Source organism: Nostoc parmelioides FACHB-3921 (assembly GCF_014696625.1).
In the GTDB taxonomy this organism is placed as follows: domain Bacteria; phylum Cyanobacteriota; class Cyanobacteriia; order Cyanobacteriales; family Nostocaceae; genus Trichormus; species Trichormus parmelioides.
In genome coordinates, this window is the sequence record NZ_JACJQL010000002.1 from 147,805 (window position 1) to 168,823 (window position 21,019).

The 21,019-nt window shown below is 42.5% G+C and carries 20 protein-coding genes; 8 read left to right on the forward strand and 12 right to left on the reverse strand.

Annotated features, from left to right (window positions below; genetic code table 11):
* The first annotated feature begins 142 nt into the window (after positions 1-142).
* Positions 143-1,114 carry a cyanophycinase gene (locus H6G14_RS02465; protein ID WP_190565573.1) on the forward strand — a complete coding sequence of 324 codons (972 nt, stop codon included), beginning with the start codon at positions 143-145 and terminating at the stop codon, positions 1,112-1,114.
* 25 nt (positions 1,115-1,139) lie between these two features.
* Here H6G14_RS02465 and H6G14_RS02470 read toward each other — a convergent pair whose 3' ends face one another.
* The 4 genes from H6G14_RS02470 to H6G14_RS02485 form a co-directional block, all read right to left on the reverse strand.
* Positions 1,140-2,306, reverse strand: coding sequence for a cysteine desulfurase family protein (locus H6G14_RS02470; RefSeq protein ID WP_190565574.1), 1,167 nt, complete (start codon positions 2,304-2,306; stop codon positions 1,140-1,142).
* Between the two features lie 5 nt (positions 2,307-2,311).
* Positions 2,312-2,938, reverse strand: coding sequence for a type I restriction endonuclease (locus tag H6G14_RS02475; protein ID WP_190565575.1), 627 nt, complete (start codon positions 2,936-2,938; stop codon positions 2,312-2,314).
* 132 nt (positions 2,939-3,070) lie between these two features.
* Complete coding sequence (bcp, locus tag H6G14_RS02480; RefSeq protein ID WP_190565576.1) at positions 3,071-3,550, reverse strand: thioredoxin-dependent thiol peroxidase; 480 nt, start codon at positions 3,548-3,550, stop codon at positions 3,071-3,073.
* Positions 3,551-3,611: 61 nt separating this feature from the next.
* Positions 3,612-5,636, reverse strand: coding sequence for a right-handed parallel beta-helix repeat-containing protein (locus tag H6G14_RS02485; protein ID WP_190565577.1), 2,025 nt, complete (start codon positions 5,634-5,636; stop codon positions 3,612-3,614).
* Between the two features lie 285 nt (positions 5,637-5,921).
* Between H6G14_RS02485 and ispG the strand changes: the two genes are divergently transcribed.
* Complete coding sequence (gene ispG, locus H6G14_RS02490; protein ID WP_011317317.1) at positions 5,922-7,148, forward strand: (E)-4-hydroxy-3-methylbut-2-enyl-diphosphate synthase; 1,227 nt, start codon at positions 5,922-5,924, stop codon at positions 7,146-7,148.
* A gap of 201 nt (positions 7,149-7,349) precedes the next feature.
* The gene (gene ctpC, locus H6G14_RS02495; RefSeq protein ID WP_190565578.1) at positions 7,350-8,636 is read left to right on the forward strand and encodes a carboxyl-terminal processing protease CtpC; all 1,287 of its coding nucleotides are present in this window, start codon (positions 7,350-7,352) and stop codon (positions 8,634-8,636) included.
* Between the two features lie 45 nt (positions 8,637-8,681).
* Here the strand turns inward: ctpC and H6G14_RS02500 are convergent, their stop codons facing one another.
* Complete coding sequence (locus H6G14_RS02500; protein WP_190565579.1) at positions 8,682-8,867, reverse strand: transposase; 186 nt, start codon at positions 8,865-8,867, stop codon at positions 8,682-8,684.
* A 239-nt stretch (positions 8,868-9,106) separates the two neighbouring features.
* On the opposite strand from H6G14_RS02500, the gene argC reads away from it, so the two are divergent.
* Positions 9,107-10,075: an N-acetyl-gamma-glutamyl-phosphate reductase gene (argC, locus tag H6G14_RS02505; RefSeq protein WP_190565580.1), complete on the forward strand. Its 969-nt coding sequence runs from the start codon at positions 9,107-9,109 to the stop codon at positions 10,073-10,075.
* A 59-nt stretch (positions 10,076-10,134) separates the two neighbouring features.
* Positions 10,135-11,247 (forward strand): non-hydrolyzing UDP-N-acetylglucosamine 2-epimerase, encoded by a 1,113-nt coding sequence (gene wecB, locus H6G14_RS02510; RefSeq protein WP_190565581.1) that lies wholly within the window; start codon positions 10,135-10,137, stop codon positions 11,245-11,247.
* Between the two features lie 105 nt (positions 11,248-11,352).
* Here the strand turns inward: wecB and H6G14_RS02515 are convergent, their stop codons facing one another.
* From H6G14_RS02515 to sufB, 4 genes are all read right to left on the reverse strand, one after another.
* A complete protein-coding gene (locus H6G14_RS02515) occupies positions 11,353-12,615 on the reverse strand; it encodes a cysteine desulfurase (protein WP_190565582.1) in 1,263 nt (420 codons plus the stop codon).
* Between the two features lie 34 nt (positions 12,616-12,649).
* Positions 12,650-14,011, reverse strand: coding sequence for a Fe-S cluster assembly protein SufD (sufD, locus tag H6G14_RS02520; RefSeq protein WP_190565583.1), 1,362 nt, complete (start codon positions 14,009-14,011; stop codon positions 12,650-12,652).
* Entirely contained in the window at positions 14,011-14,799 is a 789-nt protein-coding gene (gene sufC / locus H6G14_RS02525; protein WP_190565584.1) for a Fe-S cluster assembly ATPase SufC, read from the reverse strand. Before sufC ends, sufD begins: the two co-directional genes overlap by 1 nt.
* 77 nt (positions 14,800-14,876) lie before the next feature.
* The gene (sufB, locus tag H6G14_RS02530; RefSeq protein ID WP_190565585.1) at positions 14,877-16,316 is read right to left on the reverse strand and encodes a Fe-S cluster assembly protein SufB; all 1,440 of its coding nucleotides are present in this window, start codon (positions 16,314-16,316) and stop codon (positions 14,877-14,879) included.
* A gap of 225 nt (positions 16,317-16,541) precedes the next feature.
* Here sufB and sufR point away from each other — a divergent pair, with 225 nt between their 5' ends.
* Entirely contained in the window at positions 16,542-17,225 is a 684-nt protein-coding gene (gene sufR, locus H6G14_RS02535) for an iron-sulfur cluster biosynthesis transcriptional regulator SufR (RefSeq protein ID WP_190565586.1), read from the forward strand.
* Positions 17,226-17,332: 107 nt separating this feature from the next.
* Positions 17,333-17,593: a hypothetical protein gene (locus H6G14_RS02540; RefSeq protein ID WP_190565587.1), complete on the forward strand. Its 261-nt coding sequence runs from the start codon at positions 17,333-17,335 to the stop codon at positions 17,591-17,593.
* Between the two features lie 179 nt (positions 17,594-17,772).
* Here H6G14_RS02540 and H6G14_RS02545 read toward each other — a convergent pair whose 3' ends face one another.
* Both H6G14_RS02545 and H6G14_RS02550 read right to left on the reverse strand, forming a co-directional pair.
* Positions 17,773-18,408, reverse strand: coding sequence for a hypothetical protein (locus tag H6G14_RS02545; protein ID WP_190565588.1), 636 nt, complete (start codon positions 18,406-18,408; stop codon positions 17,773-17,775).
* Positions 18,409-18,767: 359 nt separating this feature from the next.
* A complete protein-coding gene (locus tag H6G14_RS02550; RefSeq protein ID WP_011317304.1) occupies positions 18,768-19,094 on the reverse strand; it encodes a YbjQ family protein in 327 nt (108 codons plus the stop codon).
* Between the two features lie 262 nt (positions 19,095-19,356).
* Here H6G14_RS02550 and H6G14_RS02555 point away from each other — a divergent pair, with 262 nt between their 5' ends.
* The gene (locus H6G14_RS02555; protein WP_190565589.1) at positions 19,357-20,031 is read left to right on the forward strand and encodes a tetratricopeptide repeat protein; all 675 of its coding nucleotides are present in this window, start codon (positions 19,357-19,359) and stop codon (positions 20,029-20,031) included.
* A gap of 8 nt (positions 20,032-20,039) precedes the next feature.
* Here H6G14_RS02555 and H6G14_RS02560 read toward each other — a convergent pair whose 3' ends face one another.
* Positions 20,040-20,942 carry an ATP-binding cassette domain-containing protein gene (locus H6G14_RS02560; RefSeq protein ID WP_190565590.1) on the reverse strand — a complete coding sequence of 301 codons (903 nt, stop codon included), beginning with the start codon at positions 20,940-20,942 and terminating at the stop codon, positions 20,040-20,042.
* Positions 20,943-21,019 lie beyond the last annotated feature (77 nt).

Consider the following 21,019-nt stretch of genomic DNA (forward strand, 5'->3'; position numbering starts at 1 on the left):
GTTTTCGCAGAGGAACTCAGGGAATCAATAATTACTCGGCGTGATCCAGCGCTAACAAACAGTACAAGCCCTGTACGCTGGGAATTTTAGCCTTTGGAGTGCGAAATTAAGCAATAGTTGCAGTTTGCTCCAAAAGATTCGTATGACAAGGGCATTCCCAAATATAGCAAAGTGGTGGAAGAATTTTATATCCCGCCTTACAGCATACCTGAAACTCTTGTTTCAGGGCAACACTGTCGAGGTTCTTCCTGCCCTAGCTGGCCCTGTCCTTAACTTAGGTGGGGGCGGCCCGGATGTGGAAGCGGCTATTCAGTGGATGATTAACCAAGTCAGGGGAACCGCTAAGGTTAACGTTGTTGTTCTCCGCGCTTACGGCGGAAATGACTACAATCACCTGATTTATCGAATGTCCGGCGTAAACTCAGTGCAGACACTGGTTATCAGCAATCGCCAAGATGCTAACAGAGATGATATTGTCCAGAAAGTCCTCAACTCTGGAGTAGTTTTCTTCGCAGGTGGCGACCAATGTCAATATATTCGTAGCTGGAAAAACACCAAGTTAGAGAAAGCTGTAGCGTCAGTTTACCGCAGAGGTGGAGCCGTTGGTGGCACTAGCGCCGGGGCAATGATTATGAGTGATTTTATCTACGACGCTTGTGCTTGCGAAGACCCCATCGAAACAAAAGACGCACTTGAAGACCCTTACCAAAACATTACCTTTACCTACAACTTCTTCCAATGGTCTCATTTGCGAGGAACCATTATCGACACCCACTTTGATAGCCGTAAACGCATGGGACGAATCATGGCTTTTATCGCCAGACAAATTCAAGATGGTGTGTCTAGAAGTGCTTTAGGAATAGCCATTAGTGAGGAGACATCAGTTGTTGTAGATAAATATGGTAAGGCAAAAGTCTTGGGGAGAAATGCCGCTTATTTCGTCTTAGGCGACCATCCCCCAGAAATCTGCAAACCCCGAACCCCACTCACATATTCCGACTACAAAATCTGGCGCGTCCCCTGTGGCGACACTTTTGATTTGAATAATCCACCAGCTAGGGGTTACTACTTCAGGAGTGTGAAGCGGGGGAGGTTCGATTCAGACCCTTATTAGTTGACGGTTGGGAATAAGTTTCTTCTTATACCAAAGTTGCTTGTTTGCGTAAACTTTGAATAGTAGCGATCGCGTGTTTCGCTACTATATCAATTTCTTCTGCTGTATTAAAGCGTCCAATACCGAAGCGAATAGAAGCATAGGCTAGTTTTTCTCGACTTCCTAAGGCTGTGAGGACGTGGGAGGGTGCAGTTTTGGTGGAGGAACAAGCAGAACCAGAAGACACAGCCACAACAGGCTGTAAACCCAACTGGAGTGCAGCGCCGTCAACACCTTCAATGCTGATATTCAAGTTTCCGGCTAGTCTCTGGGTGGGATGTCCGTTGAGGTGTATTCCTTCCAGTTGTGAGATTTGTGACCATAATCTATCCCTTAACTGGGTAAGGCGCTGATTTTCCATTGTCTGTTCTGCGAGGGCGATTTCTACAGCTTTGGCAAAACCGACAATTTGCGGTGTGTACAACGTCCCAGAACGCATCCCTCGTTCATGTCCGCCGCCATGCTGCTGAGGTGCGAGTTGGACTCTAGGATTGCGCCTGCGGACGTATAATGCACCAATACCCTTAGGCCCGTAAACTTTGTGGGCTGTCAAAGACATCAAATCGATGTTCATCGCTTGCACGTCTAGAGGAATTTTGCCAATAGCTTGGGCTGCATCTGTGTGAAAAATTATATTGTGAGTGCGGCATATTTCCCCAATTTTCGCCAAAGGTTGCAACACCCCAATTTCGTTATTAGCAGCCATCACCGATACTAAAATTGTCTCAGGACGCAACGCTTTTTCTAATTGCGCTAAATCAATTAACCCATCTGCTTGGACTGGCAAAATAGTTATCTCAAAACCAAGTGTTTTTAAATATTCACAAGGATCAAGTACAGCATGATGTTCCGTTCCAACAGTGATAATATGCTGACCCTTGGTAAAATAAGCCTCAGCCACACCTTTAATAGCTAAATTATTCGCTTCCGTTGCCCCACTAGTAAAGACAATTTCTTCTGGGCTAGCATTAATTGCTGTCGCTAAAATTTCCCGTGCTTGTTTCACAGCCGCTTCTGCTTCCCAACCATAAATATGACCGATACTAGCCGGGTTGCCAAATTTTTCTCTAAAGTAAGGTAGCATTGCTGCTAATACTTGTTCATCCAGAGGTGTGGTAGCGTGACAATCAAGATATATAGGACGATTAGACATAAGTATTAACGTAATATTTGACTTAATTTTTTTAATATTGCGAGAACTTCATATAGTTCATTTTTTCGTTTTAGAAGCGTAAATTCATCAGATATGCCATAAATTGGCGTATTTGAACTATTTACTTTCAAAAAAAGAAAATGGCTGCCATTAGTCAGTAATCCAAATACGGGTTTTTCTTGGTTAGGGTTTGCTAGCATATAAGCTAATGCTTGCGGAATATTTTCTAAAAGAGAGAAACTAGCTCTTTTAGACTCTATTACTAGCAGCCAAAATTGTTCTTGAATTACTAAAACATCTATTCGTCCCCTGATAATTTCTTCTTCGTCTTCTACAGAAATTTCTATAGATTCTTCGGTAGCAATAGAAAATGGCTGACTATAAAATCCTGCCAAATCTAATAATGGAGATAAAACCACCATTTTGACAGCATTCTCTAGAATTGGTGGTCTTTGTACTAAATTCAGGAAATTGTTTTTAACTCTATCTAGATATTGCTTTTCTACATCTGTAATTTCCGGTAATGACTCGAACCATTCTCTGAAAAAATTTTCATCCTTTGATATTTGCAGACCAAATCTTTCTTCTAGATAGGCAATGCCGATATTTTGTGCTTGGACAAATTGAACCATAGTTCAGATAATAGAAAGCTTACTATTTATTGTAAGTACAATTTTTGTAAAATAGTATCTATTATAAAAATATACAAAGCGTAGTATCAGGCAATAATTATTTACTTAGATTGATAGTTTTAGCCATCTAATTTAACTATTAATTAATTCTTGCAACTTATTTAATACCGCCTGAGCGTGACCTTTAGTTTTGACATTAGGCCAAGTATAGGCGATGATGCCATCACTTGATATCAGAAAAGTTGAACGCACTACACCCATATATTCTTTGCCCATAAATTTCTTTAACCGCCAAGCACCATAGGCTTCTATTAGTTGATGTTCTGGGTCACTTAATAGGGTAATCGATAAATTATGTTTGTCAATAAATTTGCAGTGTGCCTTACCAGAATCGGGACTGACACCTAAAATTTTGGCTCCTAATTGATTGAATTGCTGATGTAAACCTGTGAAATCTTTGGCTTCCGTGGTACATCCAGGGGTATCATCTTTGGGGTAGAAATATATAACAACCCATTGACCATGAAAATCATTCAGGCTAACTAAATTACCGTTCTGGTCAGGAGTTGAGAAATCAGGTGCTGGCTGTCCAGCTTGGGGAACGTTGCTCATGATTGTACTGATATAATATTGTGTAGTTTGGAATACTGAGAATATGTGTTGGAATTGGTACCTACTCTACATTGCCGCTACGCTGTAACTGAGAAGTTTCATCGACATTAATAGCACTGCGAATATTACCAGTTAAATCACAATTTTCCACTGTACCCATACTATTTTTGTACACGTACACACCATAATATTTATTCTTATTGATACTAGATCTGCGAATTACAGGATTTCCCCTGTCTCTAATTTCTACACCAGAAAAACCATTACTGAAGATATTGCAGTCTTCCACTGTCCCGCGTCCATCAAGGTGAACTAATATACCATCACCTTGTTGGTTATCGTGGATTCGGCATTTTTGAATGATGGGGTTACTACTATCCCTAATTTCTATGCCGGATAGATTATTGTTGAAAATATCGCAATCTTCTACAATTCCCTGAGCCTGATTACGAAATAAAATACCGCCTTCTTTATCTTGGTGTATTTTGCAACGACGAATTATCGGTTGCGCTGCATCAACGGTGATTTCCGTGGTTGTATTCCCAAAGAAATCACAATCTTCTATTGTTCCGCGACTATTTTCATACAGATAAATTCCACTTTGTTTACCATCGTGAATTTGGCATTTTTGAATGACTGGGTTAGCTGTAGCGCCATGAACACCAATTCCCGACAATGAATCAGATGTAATATCACAGTCTGCTAAAATTATCTGTCCTTGGGATATATCCACAGCAAAATATTGCTTATTTTCCGTTCCCGCACGACTACGGAAAGTTAAGCCTCTGACTTCGGCTTGGTCAGTTTTCACTACAAGACAACCTGCACCTTTACTTTCGATGATAATTTCCGCCTTCGCCCCATCACCAATAATTTTTAATGCTTTGTCGAGTACTAAACTTTCTTGATAGAGACCAGGACGTACTAAAACACGCATCCCTGGTTGAGCATTTTCTATGGCTGCACTAATAGTTTTATAGTCGCCACCGCCTTCTTGAGACACAATAACAGTCGTCTTTGGTAATAATCTAGATATAGCTAAAGCCCCGGTTAACCCTAGACCACTGAAGCCAACTACTGTAATTAACCGTCGTCTCGTCCATCCTTTCGGTTTTGGTGGAGGTGGTGGAAGTGGTTGCAAATTTTTTTCAATATCTGCTAACCGTTGCAAAATTATATGGGTATTTTGTGGGCGTTGACCAGGCAAACGCTCCATCATTTGATCGAGTAAATCTGCAAACTGTGGCAGAATATTTGTGCGATCGCCTACTGTAGGCGTACCACTATTACTTCCAGTAGACAGTAGCCCATCACGCCAGTGTAGTTCATCATTTAAATAATTATAAATTGTTGGGTCAGATGGCTCTTTTCCTGTTAATAAATAAATGAAGGTACGTCCCAAAGCAAAAAAATCTGATTGCTGTACCGCTTGACCGTTAATTTGTTCTGAAGGTGTGTAACCTGCCGAAATAACACCTGTAACCTGTCCTACCGCTTGCTTGGCTATGTAAGTCCCCGTCACTGACCGCGCTGTACCAAAGTCTATCAACACCAGACGACCATCCGCCCTCAACATAATATTTGATGGTTTAATATCTCGATGAAACAAGCCTTGCTGATGGACTTGATGGAGAATGGTCACGACTTCTTTGAACCATTGCAAAGCTAACTTTTGGTCAATGGGTCGATAATCTCTTTGCCTTAAATATTCACCTAAATCTAAACCCTCAATTTTTTCCATGATCAGACAGTGCATTGGTTCTTGAATATTTCGCGGAAAATACACAAAATAACCATTTGCTTCTACTGTCGGGATTCCAGGGTGATTGAGTAGAGCTAATACTTGGGCTTCTCGTTGAAATAGCTCCACCGCTTTGGGATGATTATTAATTAGGACTTTGAGGACTTTTGCTGTTTGAGTACGTGTATCGTTGACTGCAAAAGTTTTACCAAAGCCACCACTTCCCAGAACACTAACTACTCGGTAGCGTCCTTCCAGGAGTAATTCTGAACCACAAGTCTGACAAAACAGGACATTATCAGGGTTTTGGGGTTTTGAGCATTGAGGGTTTATGCAGAGGCTCATCGCTTCGGCAAGTAACAGTTTTATCAGAATAGTTTAACCTGATCGGGATTCTTCGTAATAAAGAGGCGATCGCAATAAGCTATTCTGCTTTTAAGTCCCACAATCCATCGTGAGGGCTGTTGACTGTTAACAGTCAACAGTCAACAGTTAACAGTTAACAATTACCTTTCTTCATCATGATTTTTTCCATTTCATGGTTCAAAAAAGCTCCCACTGTGGCACTCTGAGAAACATAGGCTTTTAAATCTGATATTTTAACTACAGCAAATCCACCTAATTAAGGTTATGCAAACTCTGCCGACACCCACAACATCCAGTAATACAGCCAACCAAAGCACATTTGATACGACAATCAAGCGTCGGAAAACCCGTCCAGTAAAAGTGGGTAATGTCACCATCGGCGGTGGTTACCCTGTGGTGGTGCAGTCGATGATTAACGAAGACACTCTTGATATCGACGGTTCCGTAGCCGCTATTCGGCGCTTGCACGAAATTGGCTGTGAAATCGTCCGTGTCACAGTGCCAAGCATAGCTCACGCCGTAGCGTTGGCAGAAATTAAACAAAAACTCATTACAACTTACCAAGATGTGCCAATTGTTGCTGACGTACATCATAATGGGATGAAAATTGCCCTGGAAGTTGCCAAACATATCGAAAAAGTACGGATAAATCCCGGCTTGTATGTGTTTGAGAAACCCAACACCAATAGAACTGAATATACTCAAGCCGAATTTGAAGAAATTGGCGAAAAAATCCGCGAAACTCTCGCACCCTTGGTAATTACTCTGCGCGACCAAGGTAAAGCCATGCGTATTGGTGTCAATCATGGTTCTCTCGCTGAGAGAATGTTATTTACCTACGGCGATACTCCAGAAGGCATGGTGGAATCTGCCTTAGAATTTATTCGCATCTGCGAATCTCTAGACTTCCGCAATATCGTCATTTCCATGAAAGCCTCACGAGTTCCCGTGATGGTAGCCGCCTATCGCCTCATGGCTAAACGCATGGATGATTTAGGCATGGATTATCCCTTACATTTAGGTGTCACCGAAGCTGGCGATGGTGAATATGGACGGATTAAATCCACAGCAGGTATTGCCACATTATTAGCCGATGGTATCGGTGATACGATTCGCGTCTCCCTGACAGAAGCACCAGAAAAAGAAATTCCGGTCTGTTACAGCATTCTGCAAGCTTTAGGTTTGCGGAAAACAATGGTGGAATATGTAGCCTGTCCTTCCTGCGGGCGTACTTTATTTAACTTAGAAGAAGTATTACATAAAGTACGTGAATCTACTAAACACCTCACAGGACTAGACATTGCTGTCATGGGTTGTATTGTCAACGGCCCAGGAGAGATGGCTGATGCTGACTACGGTTATGTAGGTAAAACTCCTGGTTACATTTCTTTATATCGTGGCAGAGAAGAAATTAAAAAAGTTCCAGAAGATAAAGGCGTTGAGGAATTAATTAACCTCATTAAAGCTGATGGTCGCTGGGTAGATCCTTAGAGTAAGTAGGGGAGCAGAGGGAAGTAATAACTCCCTACTCCCACATTTATTCATAAACTTTCTGTAAACAACAATCGGCTAGGTCGCCGGATTACAAAGTATTTTGATGAAGTTAGGAATACATACTCGGTCGTTACACTTTACCCTGTGTTAGATTGAGCATACTGACTATAAATCTTTCCCTCTGACGCAGCTGTCATTATGGTGATTACAAAAAGTAGGCTTGTTTTGGGTGCTACGGCAGTGACACTCTCCACGATCGCAGTTACTAGCCTTGGCATCCACTCGCGCGGTCAGGCTTTATTTAAAGCAAGTCCCAAGGAACTGGTAGATGAAGTATGGCAAATCGTTCAGCGTCAATACGTAGACGGCACTTTTAACCAAGTGGATTGGCAGGCTGTTCGTAAGGAATACTTAAACAAGTCCTACAGTAACCAGCAGGAAGCTTATAAGTCCATACGGGAAATGCTCAAACGCCTGAATGATCCGTACACCCGGTTTATGGATCCTCAGGAATTCAAGAATATGCAGGTGGATACCTCTGGAGAACTTACAGGGATTGGGATCACCATCAGTCAGGATGAAAAAACTAAGCAATTGGTAGTGATTGCACCAATTGAAGACACCCCAGCTTTTAAAGCTGGAATTTTAGCTAAAGATGTCATCCTCAAAATTGACGGCAAAAGCACCAAAGGGATGGATACTAATCAAGCTGTCAATTTGATTCGAGGTACAGCAGGCTCACAAGTAACCTTGACAATTCAGCGCAACAATCAAGAAAAACAATTTAAAATCACAAGGGCGCGGATTGAAATTCATCCGGTGCGCTATTCTCAAAAGCCAACCTCTGTTGGTAAAGTAGGCTACATTCGCCTGAACCAGTTCAGTGCTAATGCCAGTAAAGAGATGCAGGAAGCCATCAAAAATTTAGAAAAACAACAAGTAGCTGGTTATATTCTAGATTTACGCGGTAATCCGGGCGGTTTGCTTTTCTCCAGTGTGGAAATTGCGCGGATGTGGATGGATAAAGGCACAATTGTCTCTACTGTTGACCGCCAGGGAGAACGAGAAAGAGAAGTGGCGAACGGACGCGCTTTGACAAACAAACCTTTAGTAATTTTGGTGGATAAAGGTTCGGCCAGCGCTAGCGAAATTCTCTCCGGTGCATTGCAAGATAATAAGCGTGCTGTTATTGTAGGTACTCAAACTTTTGGTAAGGGCTTGGTGCAATCAGTCCGTCCTCTAGATGATGGCTCAGGATTGGCAGTAACAATCGCCAAATATCTAACTCCCAATGACAGGGATATTAACAAGCATGGCATCGATCCCGATGTGAAAGTAGAATTAACCGATGCCCAACGCCAAGATTTATGGCTACGTGAGCGCGAAAAACTCGGCACAAAGGATGATTTGCAATTTGCGAAAGCATTGGAAATCTTAGGTAAACAGATTGCTGCCAAAGGTACGCCAACAGCAGAAAAGAAGTGAGGAAATTTAGTGAATGGGGAATCAATTTCCCCACACTCCTTAAAATTACTGTGGTTGGCACTTGCCAGCCCTAATTAATCCAATGCGACGGGCGATCGCATCTTCTCGTGAGTCAAAAGGCCCCCATTGTTCAACAAACTCTGAATTACTCTCCCCAAGTTTTTCGCTGGGGATGATGTCACAGCTACCAGTATTTTGCTTGACAATATACCAAGCTTGTGTATTACTCATCTGTTAAGAAAAATCTGATTTTTTATCGGAAAAATTGTCTGGGATTAGTATTAAGCACTCTATCATTTTTGTGCTATGCCCTAAAAAATATCTCAAATGTAGGGTGCGTCAGTGCGATATACCCTAACTATACGCAGAAATTATTCATGCTGACGCACCCTACCAAACCATCAATTTCGGATAATTTATTTTTTGGTATTCCCTAAGGTAAAATTCAGTATACAAATGCTGAAGCCATTATGAATAAACCGAAAATTTTTATTGATGGGGAAGCGGGAACTACAGGCTTACAGATTTACTCACGCCTCAACGAGCGAGATGATATTGAGCTAGTTAGTATTGCAGCATCGAAGCGCAAAGATGCGGATGAGCGAGCGAAATTACTCAATTGTGTCGATGTAGCCATTCTTTGTTTACCTGATGATGCAGCGAGGGAGGCTGTTAGTTTAGTTAACAGTAGTCAGGTGAAAATCCTTGATGCTAGCACCGCCTATCGCACGGCTCAAGGTTGGGTATATGGTTTTCCGGAAATGAACCCAGGACAGCGAGATAAAATCGCCAATGCTCAGTTTGTGAGCAATCCAGGGTGTTATCCTACAGGGTTTCTAGCTTGTGTACGTCCGTTAATAGCTCAAGGTATTCTTCCCACTAGCTTTCCCGTAACAATTAATGCGGTATCTGGCTACTCTGGGGGTGGTAAGAGCCTGATTCAAAAGTATGATAGCTTCCACGAGCAGCAGAAGAGCGCGACCTCAGATTATCCCTTCGGTATCTATGGTTTACAGTTCGGTCATAAGCACGTTAAAGAGATGCACCAGCATTCTGGGTTAGCATCACCACCATTGTTTATCCCTGCGGTGGGTGACTTCGAGCAGGGAATGTTGGTGCAAATACCCTTACCTCTGTGGACTTTGGACAATCCGCCATCGGGTGAAGAGATTCATCAAGCGATCGCCCAATACTACCAAGGGGAAAAGTTTGTGCAGGTAGCCCCATTTAACAACCCTAGCCTGTTACGTGACGGCACATTTTTAGACGCAACGGCAGTTAACGGTACTAATATTGTTCAGGTTTTCGTCTTCGCTAACGATAATACGCAAGAAGCGCTGTTAGTGGCTCGACTAGATAATTTGGGCAAAGGCGCATCAGGTGCGGCCGTCCAAAATCTAAATATTATGCTAGGTCTTCCAGAAGAGTTAGGATTATGACGTTATTAGTTATCAGATTAACTAATGACTAATAACTAATGACTACTGACTAATGACCAATGACTAATAAAAAACGAGTTTGCATTATCTTAGGGACACGCCCCGAAGCCATTAAATTAGCTCCGGTAATTCAGGTCTTCCAAAAATCTCCAGACTTTGAGCTGCAAGTGATTTTAACTGGACAGCATCGTGAGATGGTTGAGCAAGTGATGCAGTTGTTCAACCTCAAGGCGGATTATGACCTAGAGATTATGCAGCCTCAACAGTCTCTAAGTGATATTACTTGTCGTAGTTTACGCGGTTTGGAAGGTTTATTTATTCAAAATAAGCCAGATTTGGTGTTGGTACAAGGAGATACGACAACAGCTTTTGCGGCAAGTTTAGCAGCCTTTTACCAAAAAATTCCTGTAGGTCATGTGGAAGCTGGGTTAAGAACAGATGAACTATTTAATCCTTACCCAGAAGAAGCTAATCGGCGGTTGATTTCCCAAATTACCCAGTTGCACTTTGCACCAACGACTCTGGCTGTGGAAAACTTGCAGCGTTCTGGTGTTTTGGGGAAAATTCACTTAACTGGTAATACTGTAATCGATGCTTTATTATATGTAGCCGCCAATACACCAGCTTGCGATGTAGCTGGTTTAAACTGGGATGAGTATCGTGTGCTATTGGCTACAGTCCATCGACGGGAAAATTGGGGTGAGCCACTACAGGCGATCGCTCAAGGATTTTTGCAGATATTAGATAAGTTTCCTGACACAGCCTTGCTCTTACCCTTACACCGCAATCCCACAGTCCGCGAACCATTGCAAGCATTACTAGGGAATCATCCACGGGTATTTTTAACAGAACCCCTTGATTATGCCGAATTGGTAGGAGCAATCGGGCGATCGCACTTTTTATTGACTGATTCGGGCGGTTTGCAAGAAGAAGCACCTAGTCTGGGTAAGCCAGTCCTGGTTCTCAGGGAAACGACAGAAAGACCGGAAGCAGTCACGGCGGGTACAGCTAAACTTGTCGGTACTGACAGCAAAACTATTGCCTCTGCTGCCAGTGAGTTATTGAGTAATCCAGTAGCTTATGATGCAATGGCTAATGCCATTAATCCCTTTGGTGATGGTCATGCAGCCAAGCGCATCTTAGAAATTGTGCAGAATTACTTCGCTAGTTGACGTAGTGGCGATCGCCCCATGAGGAATCAAAACCCAAACCAAACATAGCAGAGTTAAAGTAGATTTTTTCATAAAAATCAAAAGGTGGGCATTGCCCACCCTCAATCATCCAAAGATACCAGCAAAAAAGTCAATGGTTTCCTTGAGTGCTTTGATGAATACATCAATTTCCTCACGGGTATTGTAGAAAGATAAACTAGCTCTTGCGGTTCCAGCTAAACCTAAATGACGGTGTAATGGTTGGGTGCAGTGGTGTCCAGAACGGATGGCTACGCCTTCTTGATCTAATAATGTAGATAAGTCGTTAGCGTGGATACCTTCAATTGTAAATGTGGCTAATGCGGCTCTACCCTCTCCATGAGAGTCCGGTGTGGGGCCGTAGAGGGTAATTTGAGGAATTTGCTCTAATTTTTGCCACAAATAAGCTGTTAATTCAGCTTCATAGGCGTGGATTTTATCCATACCTATATTAGTGAGATAATCTATCGCCGCACCAAGGGCGATCGCTTCCCCAATTGCAGGTGTACCTGCTTCAAATTTATGGGGTAATTCGGCATAGGTAGAATGGTCTAAATATACCTCAGCAATCATCTCCCCACCACCAAAAAATGGGGGCATGGCTTCTAATAATGCCAACTTACCATATAAGAATCCGATGCCTGTGGGAGCGCACATTTTATGCCCCGATGCTACCAACCAGTCGCAGTCTATTTGCTGGACATCGACAGGCATATGAGGAACACTTTGACAAGCATCAACTAAGAATTTCGCGCCGTATCTGTGAGTAATTTCCGCAATCTCTGCCACTGGATTGATACAACCCAATGTGTTAGAAACGTGGACGATGGAAACCAATTTTGTTTTTTCGGAAATCAGTTGTTTAAACTGTTCCAAATCCAAGGTTTGTTCTGGTGTTAGTTCCACGAACTTGAGAACTGCACCCGTTTTTTGAGCCACAAATTGCCAGGGAACTATATTACTGTGGTGTTCCATCACCGACAGAATAATTTCGTCGCCTGCTTGTAAATTGTTCATTCCCCAGCTATAGGCTACGAGGTTAATCGCTTCGCTGGCGTTGCGGGTGTAAACAATTTCTTGGCGGGAGGCTGCATTAATAAATTTAGCGATTTTGTCCCGTGCGGCTTCATAAGCGTCGGTGGCTTTGGCGCTGAGGGTATGCGCTCCCCGATGCACGTTGGAGTTATATTGCTCGTAATAATCCCTGAGTGCATTTAGGACGAACAAGGGTTTTTGCGATGTCGCCGCGTTATCCAGGTAAACTAAGGTTTTACCGTTGACTTCCTCACGCAATAGGGGGAAATCGGCACGTACTTTATCTGCAAGGGTTTTGGTAGGTGTATAAGTCATGGGGAATTAGTCATTAGTCATTAGTCAGTAGTCATTAGTCGTTAGTTAGGGATTTAAAACTAGTGACAGTGGTTAGTAATTTATCTCGCAGAGAAGGAACTGGTATTTGGTTGATGATTTCGGCGGCGAATGCGTTTACTAGTAACTTGCGCGCGTCGTTGGCATCTATTCCCCGGCTTTGCAGGTAGAATATTTCATCATCTTCCAACTGGCTGACGGTTGCACCGTGGGCGCATTTTACGTTGTCGGCGGTAATTTCTAGTTGGGGTTTGGTGTCAACTCTAGCTTTTGATGATAACAGCAAGTTGCGGTTTAACTGGGCTGCATCGGTTAGCTGGGCGGGTTTGGGGACGAAAACTTTACCATTGAAGACTGCGTGAGCGCGATCGCCTACAATACATTTATGTAATTGCTTACTTGTACCATAAGGATGATTGAGTGCGATCGCGCTATGAGTATCTGCTAATTGGTTACTGGCTACCATTGTCAAACCGTTAAGAGTAGTTTCGGTTTGTTCACCAGTCTGCAAAATCTCTAAATTATGGCGTGATATCTTCCCACCTAAAGTTATAGAGTAATTAGTATAGCGACTGTGGCGAGCTTGGGTAACGGCAGTTTTCCCGATATGGAAAGCCTGTTTACTTTCATTCTCAACTCTAGTGTGAACTACTTCGGCATTGTCGGCGATCGTAATTTCCGTAACGGCGTTGGTTAGGTAAACCCCCTCTTCTACATTTGGGGTAACAAACTCTTCCACTACACTCACCTGGGAACCACTTTCCGCCACCACTAAACACCGGGGTTGGGAAATCGTCGCCGTTTCACCAGCCACAGAAATAAATAATAGATGTATTGGTGTTTCCACGATGACATTCTTTGCCACCAACACCACAGCGACATCAGAGATACCAGCCGTATTCAGCGCGGTGAATACTTCTAATGCACCTTCCGATTGTGCTAAATATTTTTGTACACGTTCCTGCTCGGTGATGGGTAATGCAGATAGATTATCTACAACTATACTGGGAGGTAAATCTGCAACTGCTGATAAATCAGGCGCATAAATACCATTAACAAAGACCAACCGGTTATTTGCGGCTTCTGACAAACTCAGCGCCGAGATATCAGCTGGCTTTACTTCCCCTTGCTGAAATTCCACCCGTCGCAACGCAGACAAATCCGTAAACCGCCATTCTTCCTCACGGGTAGTAGGAATAGTTGAATGACGTACCAAATTTGTAGCGCGATCGCGTAATTCCTGCAACCATCCCTCTGTCGCTGGTAAAGTTACCTGATTTAACAAACCAACCAAATAACTATCTCTATCCAACAGAGTTGATGTCAAACTCACCGCATCCGAGTTAGCAATTGCACTAGGAGAAACTTGCATCGTCATTACACACCCACCTCAACAGCAGCATCTTCTAGCAGCCAGTCATAACCACGAGACTCTAACTCTAGTGCCAATTCCTTACCACCACTAGTAATTATCTGCCCCCGTGCCATCACATGAACAAAATCCGGCACAATATAATCAAGCAACCGTTGATAGTGAGTAATCAAAAGGGTGGCATTTTCCGGACTAGCGAGTTGATTCACACCATGAGCCACAATTTTCAGCGCATCAATATCTAAACCAGAATCAGTCTCATCCAGAATTGCCAACTTCGGTTCTAGCAGCGCCATTTGCAAAATTTCATTGCGCTTCTTCTCACCACCTGAAAACCCTTCATTCACACTCCGATTCAGGAAAGCAGGATTCATCTTCACCACTTCCAGCTTTTCCTCAATCAAGTCGTCAAAATCAAAGGTATCGATTTCTTCCAAACCTTGAGCTTTGCGACGAGAATTATAAGCCACCCGCAAGAAATCCAAATTACTCACACCAGGAATTTCCAAAGGATATTGGAACGCCAGAAACACACCAGTCCGCGCCCGTTCCTCTGGTTCCAACTCCAATAAATTCTGTCCTTGGAAAATTACCTCACCACCAGTCACCGTATAAGCAGGATGTCCCGCCAACACCTTAGAAAAAGTACTCTTACCAGAACCATTCGGCCCCATGATTGCATGGATTTCACCAGCACGCACCTCAAGATTCACACCCTTGAGAATTGGCGTACCATCAACCTCCGCCGTCAAACCCCTTACCGAAAGCACAACTTCACTATTTTCAATAATCATCTTCTCTCTCTTCTCTCTTCTCTCTTTCTTCTTTGCGTACCTCAGCGCCCCTCTGCTTTAAAATTTTCCCAGAGGTACTAACCCACACTACCTTCCAACTTCAAACTCAACAACTTATCAGCCTCCACCGCAAACTCCATCGGTAGCTGATTAAAAACATCCTTACAAAAGCCGCTAATCATCATAGAAATAGCATCTTCCGAAGAAATACCGCGTTGAGCAAAGAAAAATAGTTGATCTTCCCCTATCTTGGAAGTAGAAGCCTCATGCTCCACTTTTCCAGTATTATTCTGCACCTGAATATAAGGGAAAGTATTAGCGTGGGCATTATCGCCAATTAACATAGAGTCACACTGAGAATAGTTCCGTGCGCCTACGGCTGTCGGGTTGATTTTCACCAAACCCCGGTAACTATTACTAGATTGACCGGCAGAGATTCCTTTAGAAATAATTGTACTGCGAGTGTTCTTCCCGATATGAATCATCTTCGTCCCGGTGTCGGCTTGCTGCATATTATTTGTCAGCGCCACCGAGTAAAATTCACCGACGGAGTTATCACCAACTAAGACGCAACTAGGATACTTCCAAGTAATAGCGGAACCAGTTTCCACTTGTGTCCAAGAAATCTTGGAGTTTACGCCTTTACACAAACCCCGCTTGGTAACAAAGTTGTAAATCCCGCCTTTACCATTCGCATCACCAGCATACCAGTTCTGCACTGTGGAATATTTAATCTCGGCGTTATCTAAAGCGACGAGTTCCACTACAGCCGCGTGGAGTTGGTTGCTGTCATACATAGGTGCAGTGCAACCTTCTAGGTAAGAAACATAGCTACCTTCTTCAGCGACAATCAAAGTCCGTTCAAATTGTCCCGTATCACCGGAATTGATGCGGAAGTAGGTAGATAATTCCATTGGACATTTTACGCCTTTGGGAATATAGACAAAAGAGCCATCACTAAATACGGCGGCATTGAGGGCTGCAAAGTAATTATCAGCAATGGGAACAACGCTACCCAGGTATTTTTTGATGAGTTCTGGGTGTTCTTGTAAGGCTTCGGAAATTGAGCAGAAAATCACGCCGTCTTTGGCGAGTTTTTCTTTGAATGTAGTGGCGACAGAAACGCTATCAAAAATGGCATCTACCGCCACGTTTGCCAAGCGCTTTTGTTCAGATAGGGGAATACCTAGCTTCTCGAAGGTTTCTATGAGGGTAGGGTCAACTTCGTCTAAGCTGTTGAGTTTGGCTTTCTTTTGTTTCGGCGCAGAATAATAAATGATATTCTGATAGTCTATTGGCGGATACTTGACGCTTGGCCAAGTTGGTTCCGTCATTTTTTGCCACTGGCGAAACGCTTTAAGACGATATTCCAGCATAAACTCCGGTTCGTTTTTTTTGGTGGAGATTAAGCGGACAACGTCTTCATTGAGTCCACGCGGAATAGTGTCGGCTTCAATATCAGTGACAAAGCCGTACTTGTAGGGTTGGTTGACTAAGGTTTTAACAGTGGCACTCATTGGTAGTGTTCTCTCGTGTTCGGTACTAATTCTCTAGATAAGGATGGGAGACGGGCTTTGATCTAGCCGAATCTCATCTCATATTACTGAGTGGTGACACGGCTGTTAGAATGGGGGTGGAGAGTAAAACAACATTGACGTTGTTTAATGTATCTCCATTTTAGGCTAGATTAACAACAACAATGTTGTCAAAGTCAAATTTTCTCAAAAAATTTTTAGAAGAAGATGGCGACTACTCAGCAAGCCTCAACTAAACAAGAGATTTTAGAGTATCTCTTGAAACACTCACAGGCAACAGCCCTTGACCTAGCTAATGTATTAGATGTCAGTCCCCAAGCGATTCGTCGTCATCTCAAAGATTTGGAGGCGGAAGAGTTAGTTGTGTATTCCAATACAACACAAGCGGGGATGGGGCGACCACAACACGTTTATCAGTTAAGCCGCCAAGGGCGAGAACGCCTGCACAGAACAACAAGCGATCGCCACGGTGATTTTGCCGTATCCTTATTGGATACCCTAGCAGAAACCGTAGGACACGACCAATTCAAGACTATTTTACAAAAACAGTGGGAGCGTAAAGCCCAAGAATACCGCGATCGTGTGGGTAGCGGTTCAATTAAAGAAAGAGTAGCTAATTTAGTTAACTTGCGAAAAGCTGAAGGCTTCATGGCGGAATATCACCCTGTAGATTCCCCTGAGTCAACAGAGGAAGAAAGATTTATCTTCATCGAACATAACTGTGCAATTTCCAACGTCGCTGAATCATTCCCCAGCGTCTGCGGCCATGAACTAGAAATGTTTGCTGCTGTTCTCCCAGACTGTACAGTCGAGCGTACTCATTGGTTAATCAACGGCGAACATCGTTGCGGCTATCTAGTCCAAGCACGCAAATCAACATCGGCTATATAAATTGGTTTTCTCATCTCAGTTTAGGTCATGAATAATAGCCGATTGGTAAGCGCTTTTACCAATTAGTCGCTATATAATTACCCAAGACTGACTTCTTAAACAATTTTATGGATTTACCATCTCAACAACCATCAACCCAATTTCTCACTTTAGAAGAATCAGCCAAAGTTGATGCGGCTCTTTTGTCATCTCCAGAAAAATTTTTAACAAGATTGACCATTTCCTCACTAAAGCTCTTACAGCATATTGCCCAAGAGTATGGTGTATCTATAGAAGATTTGACAACACAACAAGTTATTTCTTGGTTTGAAAAAGACAGCAAACTTAGAAGAGAGCAAGGTATAGAAGCATCTTATTTAAAGTGGTGAAGTTTGAGGATGGCTACATTGGAGTAGTTAATTGTGCATTGCTGATATTTGTTTTTTTAGCGGAAGACTGTAGTGATGCTTCTGACTAATCCACGATCACTTTTATTTTTTGAATATTTATTAACTAAAAAGCACCTTTGACTAGGTGCTTGTAAAAATAATTTTTAAGCTTGTATTTATTAAGCGTTGTAATTGTTAGTGCGAGGATTACGGACTCCTGCTGCTGCACCTATCATGGAAGCAACTAAACCTAATAAAGAACCAAATACAAACCACCACAAACCTCTAGAAGTTGCGGCCGCAATATCACGAGCTTGTTCTGCCGTAACGTTGGGTACATTTTGTGGTACGGCAGTACCTGGTTGTTGTACCTGGTTGATAACTTCTCCTGCGTTAGAAGCTGCAACACCGAAAGCGCCCGATACTCCACTGGCTAATAACCATGAGCTAAGTGCTAAAGTAGTTGCCCAAAGAATTGCGCCATTGAGTAGTGCTGTATTTCGGTTCATTGGGCCACAAGCACGAGCTGTTACCCAACCACCCGTAAACAGGGAAATCAACAAAGCAATAGTTGACCAAAGCCCCACATTCCCTGCAACATTTGGCGCAATAGTTCTGGGTGCGCCTGAGCCAGAAACTGTACCGGCACCAATTGCACCAAATAAAGCACTCAAGATTAGTTGAGTAGCTAAAGCAACTAATACACCAGAGATTATCGGGCCCCAACGCACACGGTCATGGTAATCACCTACTCTTCCTACCACCGTAGGTTCGGGTTGAATCACATCGTCGCCTACTCTATTGACGTATGACATAAGTCTTTATTTCTCCTGACTAATTTAACTTCAGCGAAATTTTTCTTAATTTTTTATGCTTACGTTAAAATTAAATGGCTAATTGTAGATTTTAATATCTATCAGCAGAAAGAGTTATTTGCTCTATCTTGAGTAATAATAAATAGATTATATTTATATAAGTCGATTTATACTTACTGCAATAAAAATGTCTATTTTTTATATGGATGATAATTAGATAATCTTAGGAAGATTACTATTGTATTTAGGACTTTAAAATATTTCGATATTTGATAATGGGTAATAATAAAAAAAATTACCCATCTTTAATGAATAAGAAATTATAACCGCAGTGTATGTCAATGAAGTGTTCAACCGCCCTAACGTACTCTCACTGCTGTACCTGTTGCAGTAATCAATAATAAAACACCTGACTGGTCTACATTTATTGTTCCGGTGTCTATTTCAATACCGATGACAGCATTGGCTCCTAAACGTTGCGCCCTGAGTTCTAATTCTTCTATGGCTTTACGTTGTCCCTGCTCAAATAAACGTTCATAGCTGCCAGTTCGTCCACCGATAACATCACGGATACCAGCTAGAAAATCTCGGAGAAAATTACTACCATAAACAACTTCTGCGGTCACAATACCTAAGTATGAATCAATTACCGCACCTTGAATTACATCTGTTGTTGTGACAATCATAAGTTTTCCTGAGAAATTGCTGATGAGGGAACTTAGCTCCTAGTTTACCAAGCTGATACTCAATCGGAAGATTGACACTAAATATTTATATCGTCATGGCTAATTAACTCAGTAGAAACTCTGGTTTTTCTGTATGGAAACTTTTGAGAAAATTTACGTATTATTAATATTTTGTGAAAAGGGATAAATACAGTTTTCAAAATGCAAATTTTTTGTTTTAATAAACAAGAAAAAAGTTCACTATAATTTAGGGAAAATTACTGTGTACAAACACATATCATTCGTGTTGAGTGTGTTGTTGTTGGGTGGTGGGGCTGTGACTATCCCTGCAATAGCTCAAGGGCAGGTTTTGGTTGTGCAAGCTAACAATGCAGAGTTAAAACGATTGTTAGAGGATGGTAAGAGATTAGTGGATGCTGGCGACTATAATGGAGCGATCGCAGTTTATCAACAAGCTGCCACAATGGAACCGAGAAATGCCAGAATTCATTCGGGAATTGGGTATTTACACGCAAAACAGGGGAATTTCCAGGCTGCACTAACAGCATACCGTAGGGCGATCGCCATCAACCCTAATAATAGTGATTTTTTCTATGCAGTGGGTTACATCAAAGGCAATATGGGCGATACCCCTGGTGCAAAAGAAGCTTACCGTCGTGCTATCCAATTGAACCGTAACAATGTTAGCGCTTATGTGGGTTTAGGTATCACTCAATCTCGGATGGGAGACTTTCAATCCGCTAATTGGGCATTTGAGCAAGCAATTAAGCTTGATAGAAACAATGCCCAGACTTATGAGTTTATGGCGGCGATGTATAAACAAAGACGGCAAACTAAACAAGCAAGTAACCTACTGCAAAAAGCCCGCGACTTATACCAAAGGCGCAACGATGCAGATGGTGTAGCTAGAGTAGAGGCGATGTTGCAGCAGTTATAAAGCTCAAATTAATTTAGCTGCCTTCCTGTTAACTCAACGAAAATATCCTCTAAATTAGAGGGACGAACCATCATTCCTGTTTTATCTGGCTGTTGATTTAGATAAATATTTGCCTCTTCTAATGAAGGAAAAAATAGATATTCCCAACCTCGTGAACTATCGTTGCTGGTTGTGGTCACGCTCAACTGTTTCATAATTAGGCCTTCGCCGTGAGCAGAACGCAACTGTTTTAAAGTCCCTAAAGAAATTAACTTACCGCCATCCATAATACCTATGCGTCCTGGTTTAGCAGAACCGAAAGCATCACATAAAAACTCCACCTCATCCATGTAATGAGTTGTTAATAACATCGTCATACCTTGTTTATTTAAATCCCGAATAATTTCCCACAACCGACGACGAGTTTGGGGGTCTAGCCCTACTGTCGGTTCATCCAAAAACAAGATTTGTGGTTGATGTAATAAAGCTCTCGCTATTTGTAGTCTTCGTTTCATCCCTCCAGACAGAGTTTTTACCAAGCTTTCCCGCCTGTCTGCTAGTTCAACATAATCCAGCCATTGATTAATTAGTCGCTGTCGCTGTGGGTTAGGGATGTGATGTAGCCTCCCATGTAGTTCCATATTTTCCCACACACTTAAATCCCCATCTACACTAGTTTGCTGCAAGACAACACCAATACTCTGCTTGGCTAGCAAAGGTTGGCGCACTACATCATATCCAGCCACCTCCATCTTTCCTTGGGATGGTTTTGTTAGTGTAGTCAGCATCCGAATTGTGGTAGATTTCCCTGCACCGTTCGGGCCGAGAAGTGCAAATATTTCTCCAGGCTCAATGTTGAATGACAAGTCATTAACTACAGGGGTGTTGTTATAAAATTTGTAGACATTTTCGAGAAGAACAGCAGCAGCCACGTCGCTTCGCTCCGAATTCAAAATTCAAAATTCAAAATTAAAACACTACCAGGATAAATCCGGGGGCTTGAATTAAT